Source organism: Flavobacterium sp. KKT103, from assembly GCF_055640565.1.
On sequence record NZ_CM145766.1, the window covers coordinates 485,550 to 501,644 of the forward strand.

General features: G+C 35.2%; 15 protein-coding genes. 7 read left to right on the forward strand and 8 right to left on the reverse strand.

The features are described from left to right. Positions 1–173: 173 nt before the first annotated feature. Positions 174–1,151: a ribonucleotide-diphosphate reductase subunit beta gene (locus ACZ2G0_RS02055; RefSeq protein WP_300284983.1), complete on the reverse strand. Its 978-nt coding sequence runs from the start codon at positions 1,149–1,151 to the stop codon at positions 174–176. A gap of 266 nt (positions 1,152–1,417) precedes the next feature. Next, positions 1,418–1,984, reverse strand: a complete 567-nt coding sequence (locus ACZ2G0_RS02060) for a DUF3109 family protein (protein ID WP_300284980.1) — start codon at positions 1,982–1,984, stop codon at positions 1,418–1,420. 175 nt (positions 1,985–2,159) lie between these two features. On the opposite strand from ACZ2G0_RS02060, the gene ACZ2G0_RS02065 reads away from it, so the two are divergent. Beyond that, entirely contained in the window at positions 2,160–2,735 is a 576-nt protein-coding gene (locus tag ACZ2G0_RS02065; RefSeq protein ID WP_470308783.1) for a MarC family protein, read from the forward strand. A 118-nt stretch (positions 2,736–2,853) separates the two neighbouring features. Next, positions 2,854–3,057 carry a hypothetical protein gene (locus ACZ2G0_RS02070; protein WP_300284975.1) on the forward strand — a complete coding sequence of 68 codons (204 nt, stop codon included), beginning with the start codon at positions 2,854–2,856 and terminating at the stop codon, positions 3,055–3,057. Positions 3,058–3,215: 158 nt separating this feature from the next. Here ACZ2G0_RS02070 and ACZ2G0_RS02075 read toward each other — a convergent pair whose 3' ends face one another. From ACZ2G0_RS02075 to ACZ2G0_RS02085, 3 genes are read right to left on the reverse strand one after another with little or no spacing between them, the layout of a single operon-like run. Then, complete coding sequence (locus ACZ2G0_RS02075) at positions 3,216–4,787, reverse strand: S41 family peptidase (RefSeq protein WP_470308784.1); 1,572 nt, start codon at positions 4,785–4,787, stop codon at positions 3,216–3,218. Between the two features lie 2 nt (positions 4,788–4,789). Next, positions 4,790–5,218, reverse strand: coding sequence for a deoxycytidylate deaminase (locus tag ACZ2G0_RS02080; RefSeq protein WP_300285042.1), 429 nt, complete (start codon positions 5,216–5,218; stop codon positions 4,790–4,792). A gap of 1 nt (position 5,219) precedes the next feature. Beyond that, positions 5,220–5,813, reverse strand: coding sequence for a HupE/UreJ family protein (locus tag ACZ2G0_RS02085; protein ID WP_470308785.1), 594 nt, complete (start codon positions 5,811–5,813; stop codon positions 5,220–5,222). A gap of 184 nt (positions 5,814–5,997) precedes the next feature. On the opposite strand from ACZ2G0_RS02085, the gene ACZ2G0_RS02090 reads away from it, so the two are divergent. Beyond that, the gene (locus ACZ2G0_RS02090) at positions 5,998–6,438 is read left to right on the forward strand and encodes a tellurite resistance TerB family protein (RefSeq protein WP_300284966.1); all 441 of its coding nucleotides are present in this window, start codon (positions 5,998–6,000) and stop codon (positions 6,436–6,438) included. A 63-nt stretch (positions 6,439–6,501) separates the two neighbouring features. Here ACZ2G0_RS02090 and fbp read toward each other — a convergent pair whose 3' ends face one another. Next, positions 6,502–7,521 (reverse strand): class 1 fructose-bisphosphatase, encoded by a 1,020-nt coding sequence (gene fbp, locus ACZ2G0_RS02095; RefSeq protein ID WP_300284963.1) that lies wholly within the window; start codon positions 7,519–7,521, stop codon positions 6,502–6,504. A 171-nt stretch (positions 7,522–7,692) separates the two neighbouring features. Here fbp and ACZ2G0_RS02100 point away from each other — a divergent pair, with 171 nt between their 5' ends. From ACZ2G0_RS02100 to ACZ2G0_RS02115, 4 genes are all read left to right on the forward strand, one after another. Further along, on the forward strand, positions 7,693–8,193 hold the full coding sequence (locus tag ACZ2G0_RS02100; RefSeq protein ID WP_470308786.1) for a GNAT family N-acetyltransferase: 501 nt from the start codon (positions 7,693–7,695) through the stop codon (positions 8,191–8,193). A gap of 24 nt (positions 8,194–8,217) precedes the next feature. Further along, a complete protein-coding gene (locus ACZ2G0_RS02105; protein ID WP_470308787.1) occupies positions 8,218–9,474 on the forward strand; it encodes an aspartate kinase in 1,257 nt (418 codons plus the stop codon). Positions 9,475–9,557: 83 nt separating this feature from the next. Then, positions 9,558–12,986 (forward strand): hypothetical protein, encoded by a 3,429-nt coding sequence (locus ACZ2G0_RS02110; protein ID WP_470308788.1) that lies wholly within the window; start codon positions 9,558–9,560, stop codon positions 12,984–12,986. 84 nt (positions 12,987–13,070) lie between these two features. Next, positions 13,071–14,135: a glycosyltransferase gene (locus tag ACZ2G0_RS02115; protein ID WP_470308789.1), complete on the forward strand. Its 1,065-nt coding sequence runs from the start codon at positions 13,071–13,073 to the stop codon at positions 14,133–14,135. A gap of 53 nt (positions 14,136–14,188) precedes the next feature. On the opposite strand, the gene ACZ2G0_RS02120 is transcribed toward ACZ2G0_RS02115, so the two are convergent. After that, on the reverse strand, positions 14,189–15,265 hold the full coding sequence (locus tag ACZ2G0_RS02120) for a sensor histidine kinase (RefSeq protein ID WP_470308790.1): 1,077 nt from the start codon (positions 15,263–15,265) through the stop codon (positions 14,189–14,191). Between the two features lie 70 nt (positions 15,266–15,335). Beyond that, entirely contained in the window at positions 15,336–16,019 is a 684-nt protein-coding gene (locus ACZ2G0_RS02125) for a response regulator transcription factor (RefSeq protein ID WP_470308791.1), read from the reverse strand. Between the last annotated feature and the right edge of the window lie 76 nt (positions 16,020–16,095).

The window sequence follows — 16,095 nt, forward strand, 5'->3', positions numbered from 1 at the left end:
AAATCCCTTCGCTGTTTTTATTTATTTGTAATTTTTTTTGGAGCTGTTTCCAGCTATCCGTTGCAATCTTTTTTAAAATTTGTACTTCGACAAGCTCAGTATGACAAATTTTAAAAAAGGATTTCCACTACTATCTGGGCTAAAAACTCAGTAGGCGAATAAAAATAATTTAATTAAAAATCAGCGTCAAATGAAATTTTCTGTGCTTCACCATCCGTGTTCATAACACCTGATTTTTGGTATTCGGCCACTTTTTTCTCAAAGAAGTTTGTTTTTCCTTGTAGCGAAATCATGTCCATAAAATCAAATGGGTTAGAAGTATTGTACTCTCTATCACATCCTAATTCCACTAACAATCTATCAGCTACAAATTCTAGGTACTGTGTCATTAACGAAGCGTTCATCCCTATTAAACTTACTGGCAATGACTCCGTAATAAATTCTCTTTCGATATTTAAGGCATCAACAATAATGCTTCTAATTCTTTCTTTTGGCACTTTGTTAATCAAGTGGTGGTTGTGCAAGTGTACTGCAAAATCACAGTGAACCCCTTCGTCACGAGAGATTAACTCGTTAGAAAATGTTAATCCTGGCATTAAACCACGTTTTTTCAACCAGTAAATCGAGCAAAACGCTCCCGAAAAGAAAATTCCTTCTACTGCTGCAAATGCAATTAAACGTTCTGCAAACGAATCAGATTCGATCCATTTCAATGCCCAGTCTGCTTTTTTCTTGATTGCAGGAAAAACTTCTAATGCATTGAACAATTCATCTTTTTCAGCCTCGTCCTTAACGTAAGTATCGATAAGTAAAGAGTACGTCTCGCTATGAATGTTCTCCATCATGATTTGAAAACCATAAAAGAATTTAGCTTCCGCATATTGTACTTCATTTACAAAGTTCTCAGCTAAGTTCTCATTCACGATTCCGTCAGAGGCAGCAAAAAACGCTAAAATGTGTTTTATGAAATATTTCTCTTCATCGTTCAGCTTATTATTCCAATCGTTTAGATCTTGTGAAAGGTCAATTTCTTCGGCAGTCCAAAAACTAGCCTCCATTTTCTTGTACCACTCCCAAATATCATGGTGTTTGATTGGAAAAATAACAAAACGGTTCTTATTTTCTTGTAAAATTGGTTCTATTTGCGACATTGTATTGTTGTTTTTTTATTATGAAAATCCAGCAAAATAAGGTTCATTCTGCGAATTACAAAGATTGTGAAATATTGCCGGAATTGAAAGTCAAACTTATCCACAATATGCCCTAGTTTTTAACAAAGGTTAAAAAACAGCAGATTTACAACCAAAAATACAAAATATTAAAAATCAACGTTTTAAAAGAACAAAAAGAACGGGAAGTGCCGTAAAATATAGGAAATATTAAATAGGAAGCAAGTAAAAAATACTTATTTTTTTATTTATTTTTTCAGCTCTTCAGCAACCTTTTCCAGCTCTAAATACCAGTCTTCGCCAAACCTTCTAATCAATGCTTCTTTGACAAATTTATACACTGGAACTTCTAGTTCTTGACCTAGAGAGCAGGCCGCATCGCAAATGTCCCATTTATCATAATTCACGGCTGCAAACTCGGTATAATCTTTTACACGAATAGGATAAAGATGACAAGAAACAGGTTTTTTCCAATCAACTATCCCTTGATTGTACGCTTGTTCAATACCGCAAAGAGCCGTTTTTCCGTCAAAAATGACATACGCACAATCCTTATTATCGATTAATGGCGTTTCTAAATCACCATCAGTTCCGTTAGTCCAAGTTCCTTGTGCTTCAATAGCTGCTATACCTTCTTTACGTAAAAAAGGTTTAACCTTAGGATATATGTCTTCTAAAATTTTAGTTTCTTCTAAAGTCAAAGGCGCTCCTGCATCGCCATCTACACAACATGCGCCATGGCAGGCTGATAAATTGCAAACAAAATCCTTACTTAAAATATCTTCTGAAACTATGGTTTTTCCTAACTGAAACATGCTATTGAGGTACTAAATTATTTTAGGCAAAGATAGCGAAACAAAGCCACAACTAGAAAACAAAAGGAGCTTCAACTCCTGATCCTTTACTCTAAACAACCACATTTACTATTACCACGAGCATTTAGCTCAATTTCTACGCTTTTACCTTACCTTTGCGGCTAAATTTTTGGCTATGGAATTAGATTTTAGAGAAATAATCACAGTAGGAATGGTACTTTTTGCAGTAATCGATATCATTGGCTCTATTCCAATCATTATCGATTTACGATCAAAATTCGGACATTTAGAGTCGGGCAAGGCCTCAATAACTTCTGGAGCCATTATGATCGTGTTTTTGTTTGTAGGAGAGGAAATCCTTAAACTTATCGGAATCGACGTAGCCTCTTTTGCTGTAGCGGGAGCTTTTGTACTTTTCTTTCTAGCCCTCGAAATGATTTTAGGAATCCGTATTTACAAAGATGAAGAAGCCAGTTCGGCCTCGATCGTTCCGCTTGCATTTCCTTTAATTGCCGGAGCAGGAACAATGACTACCCTACTATCTTTAAAATCACAATTTCACACTATCAACATCATTATTGCTATTGTACTTAATATCGTATTGGTTTATATCGTATTGAAATCTTCGTCAAAAATCGAGCGAATGTTGGGAGAAAACGGCTTAGGCGTTATTAGAAAAACATTTGGAGTGGTATTATTGGCCATTGCTGTTAAATTATTTGCAGCTAATGTTAAAGGTTTGTTTGTATAATAAAAATTTTTATAAATTTACGCAGTAATTAAATCTGAGGCCACAACAAGGTTCGACTACTTGTCTAAACATTTTTGTCCAAAAAACCGTAAGCAGCCAACAGATAAAAAAATCTATTATGAAAATCTTTACTAACGTATTAGTGGTTCTTGCAGTAGCCCTTATTATCTTCAACATCAGTTTACTTGATTTCAAACATCCTTTCCAGGGAGATAGCGTAGTTGCTTTTATTGGAATCTTCGCTTCTTTCTGCGCTGTTTTAATTCTGTTGATTTTTAAAACATCTAAAAAGATAGAAGAGAGAATGAATAACAAATTGTAATATCAATTTGCTTTTCCTTTTAATTCCATTACCCTAACCGTAGCAGTAAACAGGCCACGAGAGTGCTTTTAAATTACGCACTGAATACAGTACATTGTATTGAAGACGGTTTTTAACCCAGTATTTCCATCTCAACCTTTATTTGAGAGTTATTCTCCTTACTTAAGGATCGCTTTAATCATAGCATCTTCTTTTAACACGATTTGGTAATAGGCTTGCTCCCCAAACAATTGTCGAGCAAATTCAGCAGTAAGGTACCGCTTCACAATTTCTTTGTTATTTAATAGTTTAGGATCCAAACCATTTTTAGTTAGAAACGTTTTAAAGTTTTTATAGTACAACTCTGTATTATTCATTTTTGTCAAAAAGGCATCAAAAGTAATTCCTTTAAGAACGGTTCGGTCTTGGTCTAATTGTTCAAAAACAAAATTCCCAACCAATCCTGATTGCATCAAATACAAAGTATTTTCATTCCCCTGCTCTAGTTGCAACGGAATAAATACGTCAGGCACGATTCCGCCGCCACCATATACTATTTTCCCTTTAGGTGTTTTAAACTTTAAACTATCTACAACCTTAATACTATCTTTTTCATACAACTCACCATTGGTTAATCGATCTTCTGAATCTTTAAAGTAAGCTTCGGCATCTCCTTTTATATAGGGTTTTTGAATAGATCTTCCCGTAGGTGTGTAGTATCTTGCAACTGTTAATCGGACAGCTGATCCGTCTTCAAAATTCATTTCGCGTTGCACCAAGCCTTTCCCAAAAGAGCGACGACCCACAATTGTTCCTCGGTCATTGTCCTGAATTGCACCCGCTAGAATTTCACTAGCAGACGCACTATTTTCATTTATTAGTACAAAAACTTTTCCGTTTTGGAAATCTCCCTTTGCAGTAGCAAACGTTTTTTGAGTACTCCCTTTTTTATTTTTCGTAAAAACAATTAATTGTTTGTCTCTCAATAATTCGTCAGCAATGGCAATGGCCTCTTCCATATAACCACCTCCATTATCTCTTAAATCAATCACAATTGCAGTTGCTCCTTGCTTTTTTAGCTTAAGCAATGCTTTATGAAACTCCTCATAGGTTGTATCTGCAAAACGATTGATTTTTATGTAGGCAGTGTTTTTTGTAAGCATTAAGGAAGCGTCAACACTATTTAAAGGAATGACATCTCGTTTCACTTTAAGGGTTAGCTTTCTGTTCTCTGATTTTCTATAAACAACCAATTTTACTTCGGAACCTTTTTCTCCTTTTAGTTTTGAAAACAAGCTATCAGAAGGTAGTTTTCTACCGTATAGCTTGGTTTGATCTGCGTACAAAATACGATCCCCAGCTTTAATTCCTGCTTTGGCCGAAGGACCATTAGCTACAGGTTTAATAATCGCTACCGAATCTTTATACATATAAAAGCTAACTCCAATACCTACGAAATCACCTCTCATGCTTTCGGCAACCTCTGCCTGCTCAGTAGGAGGAACATAGACAGAATGTGGATCCAATTGCCCAAGAATTTTATCAACGGTAAGATTCACAATTGAGTCTGCATTGACATTATCAACATACTCATTATTAATAAAGTCTATTAGTTTATTTAGTTTAACCTTAGAACTGTTGTTGACTAGCAATTTGCTATCAGTAGGAGTACTTAACCATCCACCCACAATTATTCCTAATGCAAGGGTTGCACCAAAAAGCATTGGAAGATATTTTGGGTTTGGTTTCATTATTAGTTTAGTTCTGGAATATGCTCTACTTCGACTCCTGCTTTCAATAAAAACTGAATCCCTGAGTCATCGCGATATCCATTGTGATACACCACTCTTTTTATTCCAGATTGATGAATTAATTTACTGCACTCTTTGCAAGGCGAAAGCGTGATATACAACGTAGCACCTTCACATGACTGCGTAGAGCGAGCCACTTTTAGAATAGCATTTGCTTCAGCATGTAAAACATCCCATTTAGTCAATCCTTCCTGATCTTCGCAGCAGTTTTCAAAACCGGATGGCGTACCATTGTAACCATCAGATATTATCATGCGGTCTTTTACAATAATAGCACCTACTTTTTTACGCTCACAATAGGACAATGCACCCCACTCAGTTGCGATTCTTAGATAGGCTTTGTCGTATTTATTTAATTTTTTCGCTTCCATATTATCTTCCCCAAATTTCACTTGCTATTATTAATGGTATCACTACTCCTATTATAAACGCCGACATTACTAAAGTCCAATCTCTTTTAGAAAACCTAAAGACCGTTTGCACAATGTAGGACAATACTAATACTACGAATACCACAACTATTTGTGCTGCCTCAATCCCTAAAGCAAACTCCCCTAAAGGCAATAGCTTAGATGATGGTGATCCTCCTAGTATGGTTTTAAAGTAGTTAGAAAAGCCTAATCCATGGATAATTCCAAAAAACAAAGTGATAAAAAACACCAAGTTTATACTCTCTTTTTTACTTGACTTACCTGCCGTAAACAAGTTAAAAAGAGCCGTAAGTAGTATTGTTATTGGTATCAACAACTCTACCACATTTACTTTTACTGCAATAATTCCAAAAACAGATAGAACTAACGCTACCGTATGACCAATTGTAAAAAGGGACACTAAAAGCACAATACGCTTCCAATCTTTAAACGAAAACGGAATTGACAACGCAATTAAAAACAAAACATGATCGTAAGCGTAAATATCTAAAACGTGTTTTAATCCTATTTGAAAGTAAATCCAAAACTCTGACATGGGTACAAAAATTAGTTGATAATTGGTTTGTAAACTTACGATTAATTTTGAAAATGCTGTAGTACTCGCCTTAAATCCTGCTTTAAAAAATCGATCCTAAAATATCGAACTAAATAAAAAGAAAATTAAAATTATAAATTTAAAAATTGAATTATCTTTGCGAGATAAAATAAAAACAATAACTATGTCATTTTCAGATTTATTTGATAGCGAATTCAAACAAAGAAACAAAGGTCATTTCTCTTCTATTGTTAGATTAGCACTTGCAGACGGAGTTTTTGCACCCGAAGAGCGCGCTTTTTTAGACAAACTAGCAATTAGACTTGAGATCTCGGCTGCGGAATACGAAGAAATTTTAGAGAACCCAACCAAATATCCAATCAACCCTCCTTATTTAAATGCACAAAGAATTGAGCGTTTATATGACTTGGCCAGAATGGTAAATATTGATCATCATTTAGGAGATAATCAAGAAGTGATGTTGCACAAACTAAGTTTAGGAATTGGTTTCACACCTGAAAATGTTCATGCTGTGGTTACCAAAGCACTTGAATTAGCAGATAAAAAAGCAGACCTTGATACTTTTCTTGAAGAAATTGAAAAAGTTGAGAAATTAAATTCATAATAACAAAAAGCTTCCTAGTGTAAAAATTAGGAAGCTTTTTTTATTTTATCTAAGTCGCAGATACTAGTATTTACTTAGTTTTGCTTCAAGCATGAATGCTTCAGCCTTTTCAACCATATTATAGCTTCCGCAGAAAAACGGTACTCTTTCGTGCAGTTCTTTAGGTTCAATTTCCATAATTCTACCAAAACCATCTGAAGCTTTACCACCAGCTTGCTCTACAATAAAAGCCATTGGATTACATTCATACAATAATCTCAATTTACCTTTGGGCGCCTTTGAGCTTGTAGGGTAAATGTAAATTCCACCTTTAATCATGTTTCTATGAATATCCGACACTAGACTTCCTATATATCGAGAAGTGTATGGTCGATCTCCTTCTTCGGATTGGCAATACTTTATATAATTTTTTACGCCTTGCGGAAAGTGAACATAGTTACCCTCGTTAATAGAGTAAATATTTCCGTCTTTTGAAAACTGCATATCAGGATGCGATAAATAAAATGTTCCAATAGCAGGGTTCAAAGTAAACCCATTCACTCCATGACCAGTCGTATACACGATCATGGTAGAAGTTCCATAAATAACATATCCAGCAGCTACTTGATTAATACCCGGTTGTAAAAAATCTTCAATCGTTACTGGCGTTCCAATTGGGGTAATCCTTCTATACACTGAAAAAATAGTTCCTACAGATACATTTACATCAATATTTGAGGAGCCATCAAGCGGATCCATTAAAACAACATATTTATTATTGTGGCTGTTGTCGCTACCTTCAACTGTAATGAATTCATCATTTTCTTCAGAAGCAATTCCGCATACAATTTCTCGATTGATTAACGTTTGGATAAAAACCTCATTAGCATAAACATCTAATTTTTGTTGGTCTTCCCCTTGTATGTTTTGCTCACCTGCTGCCCCTACAATATCAACTAGCCCAGCTTTATTCACTTTGTAGTTCACAACTTTGGCTGCTAATCGTATCGAGTTGATGATTCTAGATAATTCTCCTGACGAGTATTGAAAGGCATTTTGGTTTTCAATAATAAATTCCCCAAGGGTTTTGTTGCGTTCTTCCATTCCGATATCGTTGTAGTTTAGTTAGTTTGAAGTCACAAATATCGTGTTTTTTGTGAAATTGGTTTCAATAAAATTTACTTAGTTTATCACTATTGTATATTTGTTCCTAAAAAAGGTTTTATTTTATGTAAAATCTTTAATTTAAGTTATCAATTGTTAAAAAAGGAAAAAATGAATATTCGTAAGGGACAACCGGAGGACATGGGTGCTGTTTTAGGTCTGATACAAGAATTAGCGATTTTTGAGAAAGAACCTGATGCGGTTTTAGTTACTGTAGAAGACTTGGTTCGCGATGGTTTTGGACCCAAACCATTATTTAATGTTTTTGTTGCTGAAATAGATTCAGAAAATAGCCCCTACAATAAGGAAATTGTTGGAATTGCATTGTATTACTACCGTTTTTCGACTTGGAAAGGCAAAACGATTCACTTAGAGGACTTGGTCGTAAAAGAAAGTATGCGTGGCACAGGATTGGGCTATGCGTTGTACTCTGAAATCATAAAGCAAGGTAAAAAAGACCAAGTGCGTAGGGTAGAATGGAATGTCCTTGACTGGAATACACCTGCCATTGACTTTTATGAAAAATCAGGTGCTAAGGTACTCAGAGATTGGTATGTTGTACAAATGGACGAAGCAGGTATTGCCGACTTTGTTGCTAATAAATTAAAATAGAATTACAATTTTTGTTAGATAGATATGAGAGTATTCAAATTTGGAGGTGCATCAGTAAAAGATGCCGCAGGAATTAAAAACGTGTACGACGTTTTAGAAAAAGTAGGATATGAGGATGTGCTGCTTGTTGTTTCAGCCATGGGTAAAACAACCAATGCGCTCGAAGTAGTTATTAAAGATTACTTTGATAATTCAGCAGCCTTACAATCATCAGTACAAGAGATAAAAAAATACCACAATCAAATTTTGATGGATCTTTTCGAGGACGAAAATCATGCTGTTTTTACTGCAGTGAAAGCTCAGTTTGCAGATTTAGAGTATTTCCTGGCACACAACAAATCTCCTAACTACAACTTTGTTTACGATCAAGTCGTAAGTTATGGTGAGTTAATTTCGACAACTATTTTAAGTCATTATATGGATTACCGCGGAATCCAAACACAGTGGCTTGATGTTAGAAACTTCATTAAAACCAACTCTAACTACAGAGATGCTGAAGTAAATTGGGAATTGACACAGCAAAATATTGCTAAAAATGTCAAACGAAAAATGCTTAATGTTACTCAAGGATTTTTAGGATCTGACTATAATAATTTCACAACAACCTTAGGTCGTGAAGGATCGGATTATACTGCTGCCATTTTTGCATACTGCTTAAATGCCGAAAGTGTTACAATATGGAAAGACGTACCAGGGGTTATGAATGCCGATCCAAGATATTTTGAAAACGCAAGTTTATTGAACCAGATTTCATATCGTGAAGCCATCGAATTAGCTTTTTATGGCGCCACTGTTATCCACCCAAAAACGTTACAACCTTTGCAGAAAAAGGAAATTCCTTTGTATGTAAAATCATTTATCAATCCGTTGTTAAAAGGTACCAGTGTTTCTAAAGGAGTAGCTCTAGAGCCTTTTATGCCTTGTTTTATTGTAAAAAGAAACCAACTTTTGATTTCGTTATCATCGATTGACTTCTCTTTTATAATGGAAGAAAACATAAGCGAGATTTTTGCTTTGTTTCACCAATTCAAATTAAAGGTAAATTTAATTCAAAATTCGGCAATTAGTTTTTCTGTTTGTGTGGAAGACAAGTTTGATAATTTCACAGATTTAAATGCCATTTTATCAAAGAAATTCAAGGTTGATTTTAGCGAAAATGTAACGTTGTACACAATACGCCATTTTACAGATGCTGCAGCACAAACGGTTGAAGAAGGAAAGAATGTTCTTTTAAAACAAATAAGTACCGAAACGATGCAAATCGTGACGCTAGAAAATTAAAATTAGTTCTCAAAGCCACACGCACCTTTTCAGTATAATTCTTTAGAATACACTACTTTTGACATCTAGACGTTATCCTTTGTATGTTGAAAAAAGTATTGCTATTAGCGTTGCTATTTTATTTTTCTGGGCTTCATGCCCAGGAAAATAACACGCTATACAAGACCAAAAAAATAAAAGTCAGTGCAGACACTATCCATCTAGAAAAAGAAAGTTTAAATAACTCTTTTTTTAAAATTCTCAATAGTAAAGGCGCTGCTCTTGCCGAAAATTTATACCAAATTAACTTCGAAAAAGGCTATCTCATCCTCGATTCCAATTTATTTACAACCACTGATTCCTTAACTGTTAATTACTTAAAGTTTCCAGATATTTTAACGAAAGTATACCGTAATGACAACATTACCGTGGTAAGTAGTGACATTAATACAGATCGAATTTATAAAATAGAGACTAAATCTGCCGAAAAAAACGTCCCTTTTGACGGTTTAAGTACCTCTGGTAGCATTACCCGTGGAGTGACGGTAGGAAACAATCAAAACAGTGTTTTAAATTCCAATCTCGATCTTCAAATCACAGGAAAACTATCGGATAAGGTTAGCATTCGGGCTTCTTTACAGGATAGTAATATTCCGCTTCAAGATGGAGGTTATTCGCAAAAATTAGATCAGTTTGACAATATTTTCATGGAACTATTTAGTGATCGCTGGAACATTCGCGGCGGTGATCTATTTTTAGAAAACCGAAACTCCAAATTCCTCAACTTCAGCAAAAAAGTGCAAGGTATTAGCACCTCATTCGATTTTGGAACAACTGACAATAAAACGAATGTTTTTACCTCGGCAGCCTTAGTGCGCGGACAATATGCGAAAAGTAGTTTTACAGGAGTCGAAGGCAATCAAGGTCCTTATAAATTAAAAGGTCAAAATGGTGAGTTGTATGTTCTTGTAATCTCGGGCTCAGAACGAGTTTACGTTAACGGTATTTTATTAAAAAGAGGCGAAAACAACGACTACACGATTGACTACAATGCAGGCGAAATTGTATTTACACCACTTTTTACTATAACATCCGAAATGCGAATTGCAATTGAATATCAATACACTGATCGCAATTACAGTCGGTTTGTAACCTATGCAGGCGTAACTCATGAGAATAAAAAATGGAAATTTGGCAGTTACGTTTATTCGGAAAATGATATCAAAAACCAACCGCTTCAGCAAAATCTTTCGACTGATCAAGCTTTAATCTTAGCGAATGCTGGTGACGACACTAGTTTAATGATAGCACCTTCTGCTTTTAGCGACAGTTATTCTGATAATAAAATCTTGTATCAAAAAGTGCAACTCAACGGAATTACCTTTTTTGAATACACTAATAATCCGCAAGCTGAATTGTTCAATGTTCGTTTCACCGCGGTAGGCACTAACAAGGGAGATTACAGGATTAAAAACGAAAACAGTATTACACGAATCTATGAGTATGTTCCTCCAATAAATGGAATTCCGCAAGGAAGTTTCGCTCCCATTATCCAACTCATTGCTCCTGATAAAATTCAAATCGCCACTTTTATGGGTAAGTATGCCTCCACAGATAAAACGGTGGTTGACCTAGAAATCGCGGCAAGTAACAACGACAAAAACTTGTTTTCGACACTTGATGACGCCAACAATACCGGTGTTAGTGCAAAATTAAATGCAAAACAACGCTTGTTTACCAAAAGTTGGAACCTAGACGCCATCACTAACTATCAATTTATCCAGCAGTCCTTCAGATCTGTCGAACGGATTTTTAATATTGAATTTGACCGGGATTGGAATTTAAATACGATAGTAACCGGAAATCAAAGTTTATTGACAACAGGACTAGTTTTACAAATGAATCCCAAGTCAACTAATACAAACCGCGGACTCATAGCCTATCAATTTGAGAAATTAGATTTTACTGATTCCTTTTCAGGAAACCGACATGTCATAAACGGTAAGTTCACCACTAAAAATTGGACTGTCGCTAATCAAGGTAGTTACTTAAACAGCAGTGATCCAGTCGCTAGTTCGACTTTTATTAGAAACCAAGCGCAAGTAAAATATAATTTTAACAGCAACTGGATTAGCACAAGTCAAAGAATAGAGGACAATCAGAAAAAAAGTAAAAGCACCAACCAATTGCTGGATATAAGCCAACGATTTTCGGAATATGGGCTCGCAATTGGGCGTGGAGACAGCACGCGAGTGTATATGGAAGTAGGACTATTAAAACGTACAAATGACAGTATCCAAAACGGGCAACTACAAAGGGTAAACCAATCGCAAACCTTTTATTTAAAATCAAAGTTAATACAAACAGACAAAAGTGATCTATCGGTCTATGCCAATTACAGGGTATTGGATTTTGAAAACAGTACTAAAAGAAAAGAACCCTCCTTCAACTCAAGAATACTATATAATGACCGCTTTTTTAATCAATTGGTACAAAGTAACAGTGCTTACGAAACCAATTCAGGATCAATTGCGCAGCAAGAATTCACCTATCTAGAAGTGCCAATAGGCCAAGGTGTGTATACTTGGAATGACTACAACAACAATGGTATTCAAGAATTGCAAGAATTTGAAGTAGCTCCATTTATTGATCAAGCGAAATACATTAGGGTATTTTTGCCCAATCGGATTTTTGTAAAAACACATCAAACTAAATTTTCGCAATCGATCATTTTAAATCCTGTTCAATGGCAAAATGAAATCGGATTAAGAAAGTTGTTATCTTATTTCTACAATCAAACCGCTTACTTAATCGATAGAAAAACCAAGAACGACGGAAGTAATTTTGAACTGAATCCGTTTAGTCCCTCGCAAACTGATGTTTTAGGACTAACCTCAAGTTTTAGAAACAGTCTGTTTTACAACCGCGGCAAACAATCCCATTCGGTAACCTACACTTACATTCAAAACCAAGTAAAAAGCTTACTATCGGTAGGTTCGCAAGAATCTAAAAACAATTCGCATCAATTGCAATACGCGCATTTGTATCAAAAAAGTTGGCTTTTTGGTTTTTTGACTAAAACGATTCAAACCGCCATTAGCTCTGAAAATTACCCCGAAAAAAATTATGCAATCTCAGGTTATCAAATCGCGCCAAAGATTAGTTACTTATTTTCAAAAAGTACAAGCTGGGATTTGTTTTATGAACTACAAAACAAAGAAAACAAAACAGGGAGCGCTGAAACACTATCTCAAAACAGATTTGGCACCTCCTTTTCCTATGCAGGGGAGAAAAAAATAACGGTAAATGGAGAAATCTCTTTTTATCAAAACAAATTTAATGGCGATCCGTTTTCCTCAGTAGGCTTTCAAATGCTCGAAGGACTGCAGCAAGGGCAAAATTTAACATGGAGATTACTTTTGCAAAAAAACATCACCCAATTCATGGACATCAACCTCAATTATCAGGGTCGAAAAAGTGAATTATCGCAAACGATTCACACCGGAAACATTCAACTTAGAGCCTACTTTTAAATAAGTTAATAGTTTGATAATATCGATCTTTAAGTAGCTGAAAACACTTTATGTATCTTGCTTATTCAAACGGTAGATAAAACAATGAATTCGAACCAAAGCCCCAAAAATATTTTAATAGCTCCCTTGAATTGGGGACTTGGTCACGCAACTCGATGCATTCCTATAATAAGAGCTTTACAAGAAAACAATTATATTCCCATCATCGCCTCAGATGGAATCGCATTAGACTTACTTCGAAAAGAGTTTCCGTATATCAAAGCATTAGCTTTGCCTTCATACCAAATTGAATATGCTAAAAATGGCAAGCATTTTAAATGGAAGCTTTTAAAAAGTTTGCCTAAAATGATCCGCGCTATCGTAAGAGAGAAAAAAATGGTACAGCAGTGGATTGTCGATCACGATATTGATGGCATCATTTCTGACAACAGACTTGGTGTCATTAGTAAAAAAGTGCCTTCTGTTTTTATCACGCATCAGTTGAATGTTATGACAGGTAACACCACTTGGCTCACAAGCAAAATGCACCAATACATCATCAATAAATTTGATAGCTGCTGGATTCCAGACTTTGAAGGAACGCCCAATTTAGCAGGCGAATTAAGTCATAGTAAGACAAAGAAATTAAATTTAAAATACATTGGGCCTTTGAGCCGCATGCACAAAAAAGAAGCTAACATTGCGTATGACTTGATGATTATTCTTTCGGGGCCAGAGCCACAACGAACTTTGCTGGAAGAACGATTAAAAACCGAACTAGATAATTACCCTGACAACGTGATATTCATACGAGGAATTGTCGAAAAAGAACAGAAAAAAGAGCAACTAGGCAAGATTACGTATTACAATTACATGAATAGCAAACAGCTAGAGCTAGCATTTAATGAAAGTGCATTAGTACTGTGCCGCTCCGGTTATACAACCATAATGGACTTAGCACAATTGGAGAAAAAAGCTTTTTTTATACCAACTCCAGGACAATACGAACAGCTTTATCTTGCTGAAAAACTACAAAAAGAAGGCATAGCACCTTTCTCATTGCAAGAGGAATTTACCATCTCTGACCTCAATAGAACCGTTAATTACAAAACGATAACTAGTCAAAAAACCAGCATAAACTGGAAGGAACTATTTGAACTATTCGAATAAAGAGTGAAATCTATTTTAAACTAATTTTTAAATATTTAAAAACCAACCATTTATCATGCAATCACCTTATCTACTTTTACCGCTTTTTCTATGGTAAATGAAAACTCAGAGCCGATTCCAAATTCGCTTTCGACGTAGATTTTTTCTTTATGCGCTTCGATAATATGTTTTACGATTGCAAGACCCAATCCAGAGCCACCCTCTGAACGCGAACCACTCTTATTGACGCGATAAAAACGCTCAAAAAGACGCGGAATATTTTGTTGTTCAATTCCTTCCCCATTATCACTAATACGGACTAAAACTTTCTCTTTGGTCAAGTTGATAACAGCAACCTCCGTTAACCCTTTTTCGCGGCCGTACTTGATAGAATTCACCAATAGATTTTCAACAATTTGCTGAATCCTATCTTTATCACCTCTAACGTAGTTAGGATGAACAGGGCTGTTTTCGAATGCCAAAGTAATTTTCTTTTTATCCGCTTTCATTTCTAGCAAATCGAACACATTTTGGATCAATTCAACAATATCAAAATTGGTGTACTCTAAATTTAAATCACCCGATTCTAATTTAGTGATCATATCTAAATCCTCTACGATATAAATAAGTCGCTCCACTCCTTTCTCTGCCCGTTTTAGGTATTTTTTACGGATAGTTTTGTCTTCCATCGCACCGTCCAGTAGAGTAGAAATGTATCCTTGAACCGTAAATAAAGGGGTTTTTAACTCATGAGAAACATTCCCTAGAAATTCCCTACGGTATTCCTCACGCACTTGTAGCATCTCAATTTCTAGCTTTTTATCAGTAGCAAATTTCTTCACTTCTCTGGTCAGCGTTTCCATATCTGTGGTTATGGGTTGATTTAGAAGCGAACTTGATTCTAGAAGAGAAACGTCGTCATAGATTTTTTTTACCCGACGGTAAATAAACCGTTCGACACGGTATTGAAGCACCAAGAAGGAAAAAGCATAGATTCCAACTAAGAAAATAATTTCAAAAAACAGTAAACTTTTAAAAGTGTAATGAAACAAGGACATTAAAAGCAATACTACAAAAGCGGTAGAAAAAACACTAATGTACAAAGACGATTTTACTGCGAACTTATATGTTTTTTTAAAATTGATTTTCATTTATATGTATGATAACGCAAGAGACTGCCGATATTACTATTAAAATACCGTACTGCCATTTAAATTCTAATTAAACTTCAAATTTGTAGCCTACTCCTTTTATCGTTTTAAAAAGGTCCTCGCCTATTTTTTCTCGAAGTTTTCTAATATGTACGTCAATTGTACGACCTCCAACAACTACTTCATTACCCCAAACTTTATCTAATATCTCATCCCGTTTAAAAACCTTTCCAGGTTTTGAAGCTAACAAATAAAACAGCTCGAATTCTTTTCTAGGCAATGCAATTTCTATATCGTCTTTTACAATTTTATACTCTTCGCGATTAATCTCAATACCGCCTACATTCAAAGTTTCGCTATTGTGTTCCTTCTCCTTCAGTCTTCGCAGTAATGCTTTGACTTTACTTACCAATAATTTTGGTTTTATTGGTTTGGTGATATAATCGTCAGCGCCTGCATCAAAACCAGCAACCTGAGAGTAATCTTCGCTTCTTGCTGTTAAAAACGTAATCAATACATTATTAAGTTCTGGGATTTTTCTAATGTTTTCACAAGCTTCCATTCCATCCATTTCTGGCATCATTACATCCATAATGATTAAGTCAGGAATCTCTTTTTTGGCTTTGGCAATCGCCTCTTTACCATTAGTAGCAGTGAAAATTTGATACCCTTCTTGCGTCAAGTTGTAGCCAACAATTTCTAAAATATCCGGCTCATCATCTACTAGTAAAATCTTTGTGTTTTTCTTTTTCATAAGAAGCAAATTTACGTTTGCAATTGTAAATGTAGCAATAAATGAATTGTTAAAATAACGTATTTACCATAATTTA

Excerpts from the sequence above, each read along its gene's own strand:
- ACZ2G0_RS02055 (WP_300284983.1), bottom strand. The coding sequence starts at position 1,151 with ATGTCGCAAATAGAACCAATTTTACAAGAAAATAAGAACCGTTTTGTT.
- ACZ2G0_RS02060 (WP_300284980.1), bottom strand. The coding sequence starts at position 1,984 with ATGTTTCAGTTAGGAAAAACCATAGTTTCAGAAGATATTTTAAGTAAG.
- ACZ2G0_RS02065 (WP_470308783.1), top strand. The coding sequence starts at position 2,160 with ATGGAATTAGATTTTAGAGAAATAATCACAGTAGGAATGGTACTTTTT.
- ACZ2G0_RS02070 (WP_300284975.1), top strand. The coding sequence starts at position 2,854 with ATGAAAATCTTTACTAACGTATTAGTGGTTCTTGCAGTAGCCCTTATT.
- ACZ2G0_RS02075 (WP_470308784.1), bottom strand. The coding sequence starts at position 4,787 with ATGAAACCAAACCCAAAATATCTTCCAATGCTTTTTGGTGCAACCCTT.
- ACZ2G0_RS02080 (WP_300285042.1), bottom strand. The coding sequence starts at position 5,218 with ATGGAAGCGAAAAAATTAAATAAATACGACAAAGCCTATCTAAGAATC.
- ACZ2G0_RS02085 (WP_470308785.1), bottom strand. The coding sequence starts at position 5,813 with ATGTCAGAGTTTTGGATTTACTTTCAAATAGGATTAAAACACGTTTTA.
- ACZ2G0_RS02090 (WP_300284966.1), top strand. The coding sequence starts at position 5,998 with ATGTCATTTTCAGATTTATTTGATAGCGAATTCAAACAAAGAAACAAA.
- fbp (WP_300284963.1), bottom strand. The coding sequence starts at position 7,521 with ATGGAAGAACGCAACAAAACCCTTGGGGAATTTATTATTGAAAACCAA.
- ACZ2G0_RS02100 (WP_470308786.1), top strand. The coding sequence starts at position 7,693 with ATGAATATTCGTAAGGGACAACCGGAGGACATGGGTGCTGTTTTAGGT.
- ACZ2G0_RS02105 (WP_470308787.1), top strand. The coding sequence starts at position 8,218 with ATGAGAGTATTCAAATTTGGAGGTGCATCAGTAAAAGATGCCGCAGGA.
- ACZ2G0_RS02110 (WP_470308788.1), top strand. The coding sequence starts at position 9,558 with ATGTTGAAAAAAGTATTGCTATTAGCGTTGCTATTTTATTTTTCTGGG.
- ACZ2G0_RS02115 (WP_470308789.1), top strand. The coding sequence starts at position 13,071 with ATGAATTCGAACCAAAGCCCCAAAAATATTTTAATAGCTCCCTTGAAT.
- ACZ2G0_RS02120 (WP_470308790.1), bottom strand. The coding sequence starts at position 15,265 with ATGAAAATCAATTTTAAAAAAACATATAAGTTCGCAGTAAAATCGTCT.
- ACZ2G0_RS02125 (WP_470308791.1), bottom strand. The coding sequence starts at position 16,019 with ATGAAAAAGAAAAACACAAAGATTTTACTAGTAGATGATGAGCCGGAT.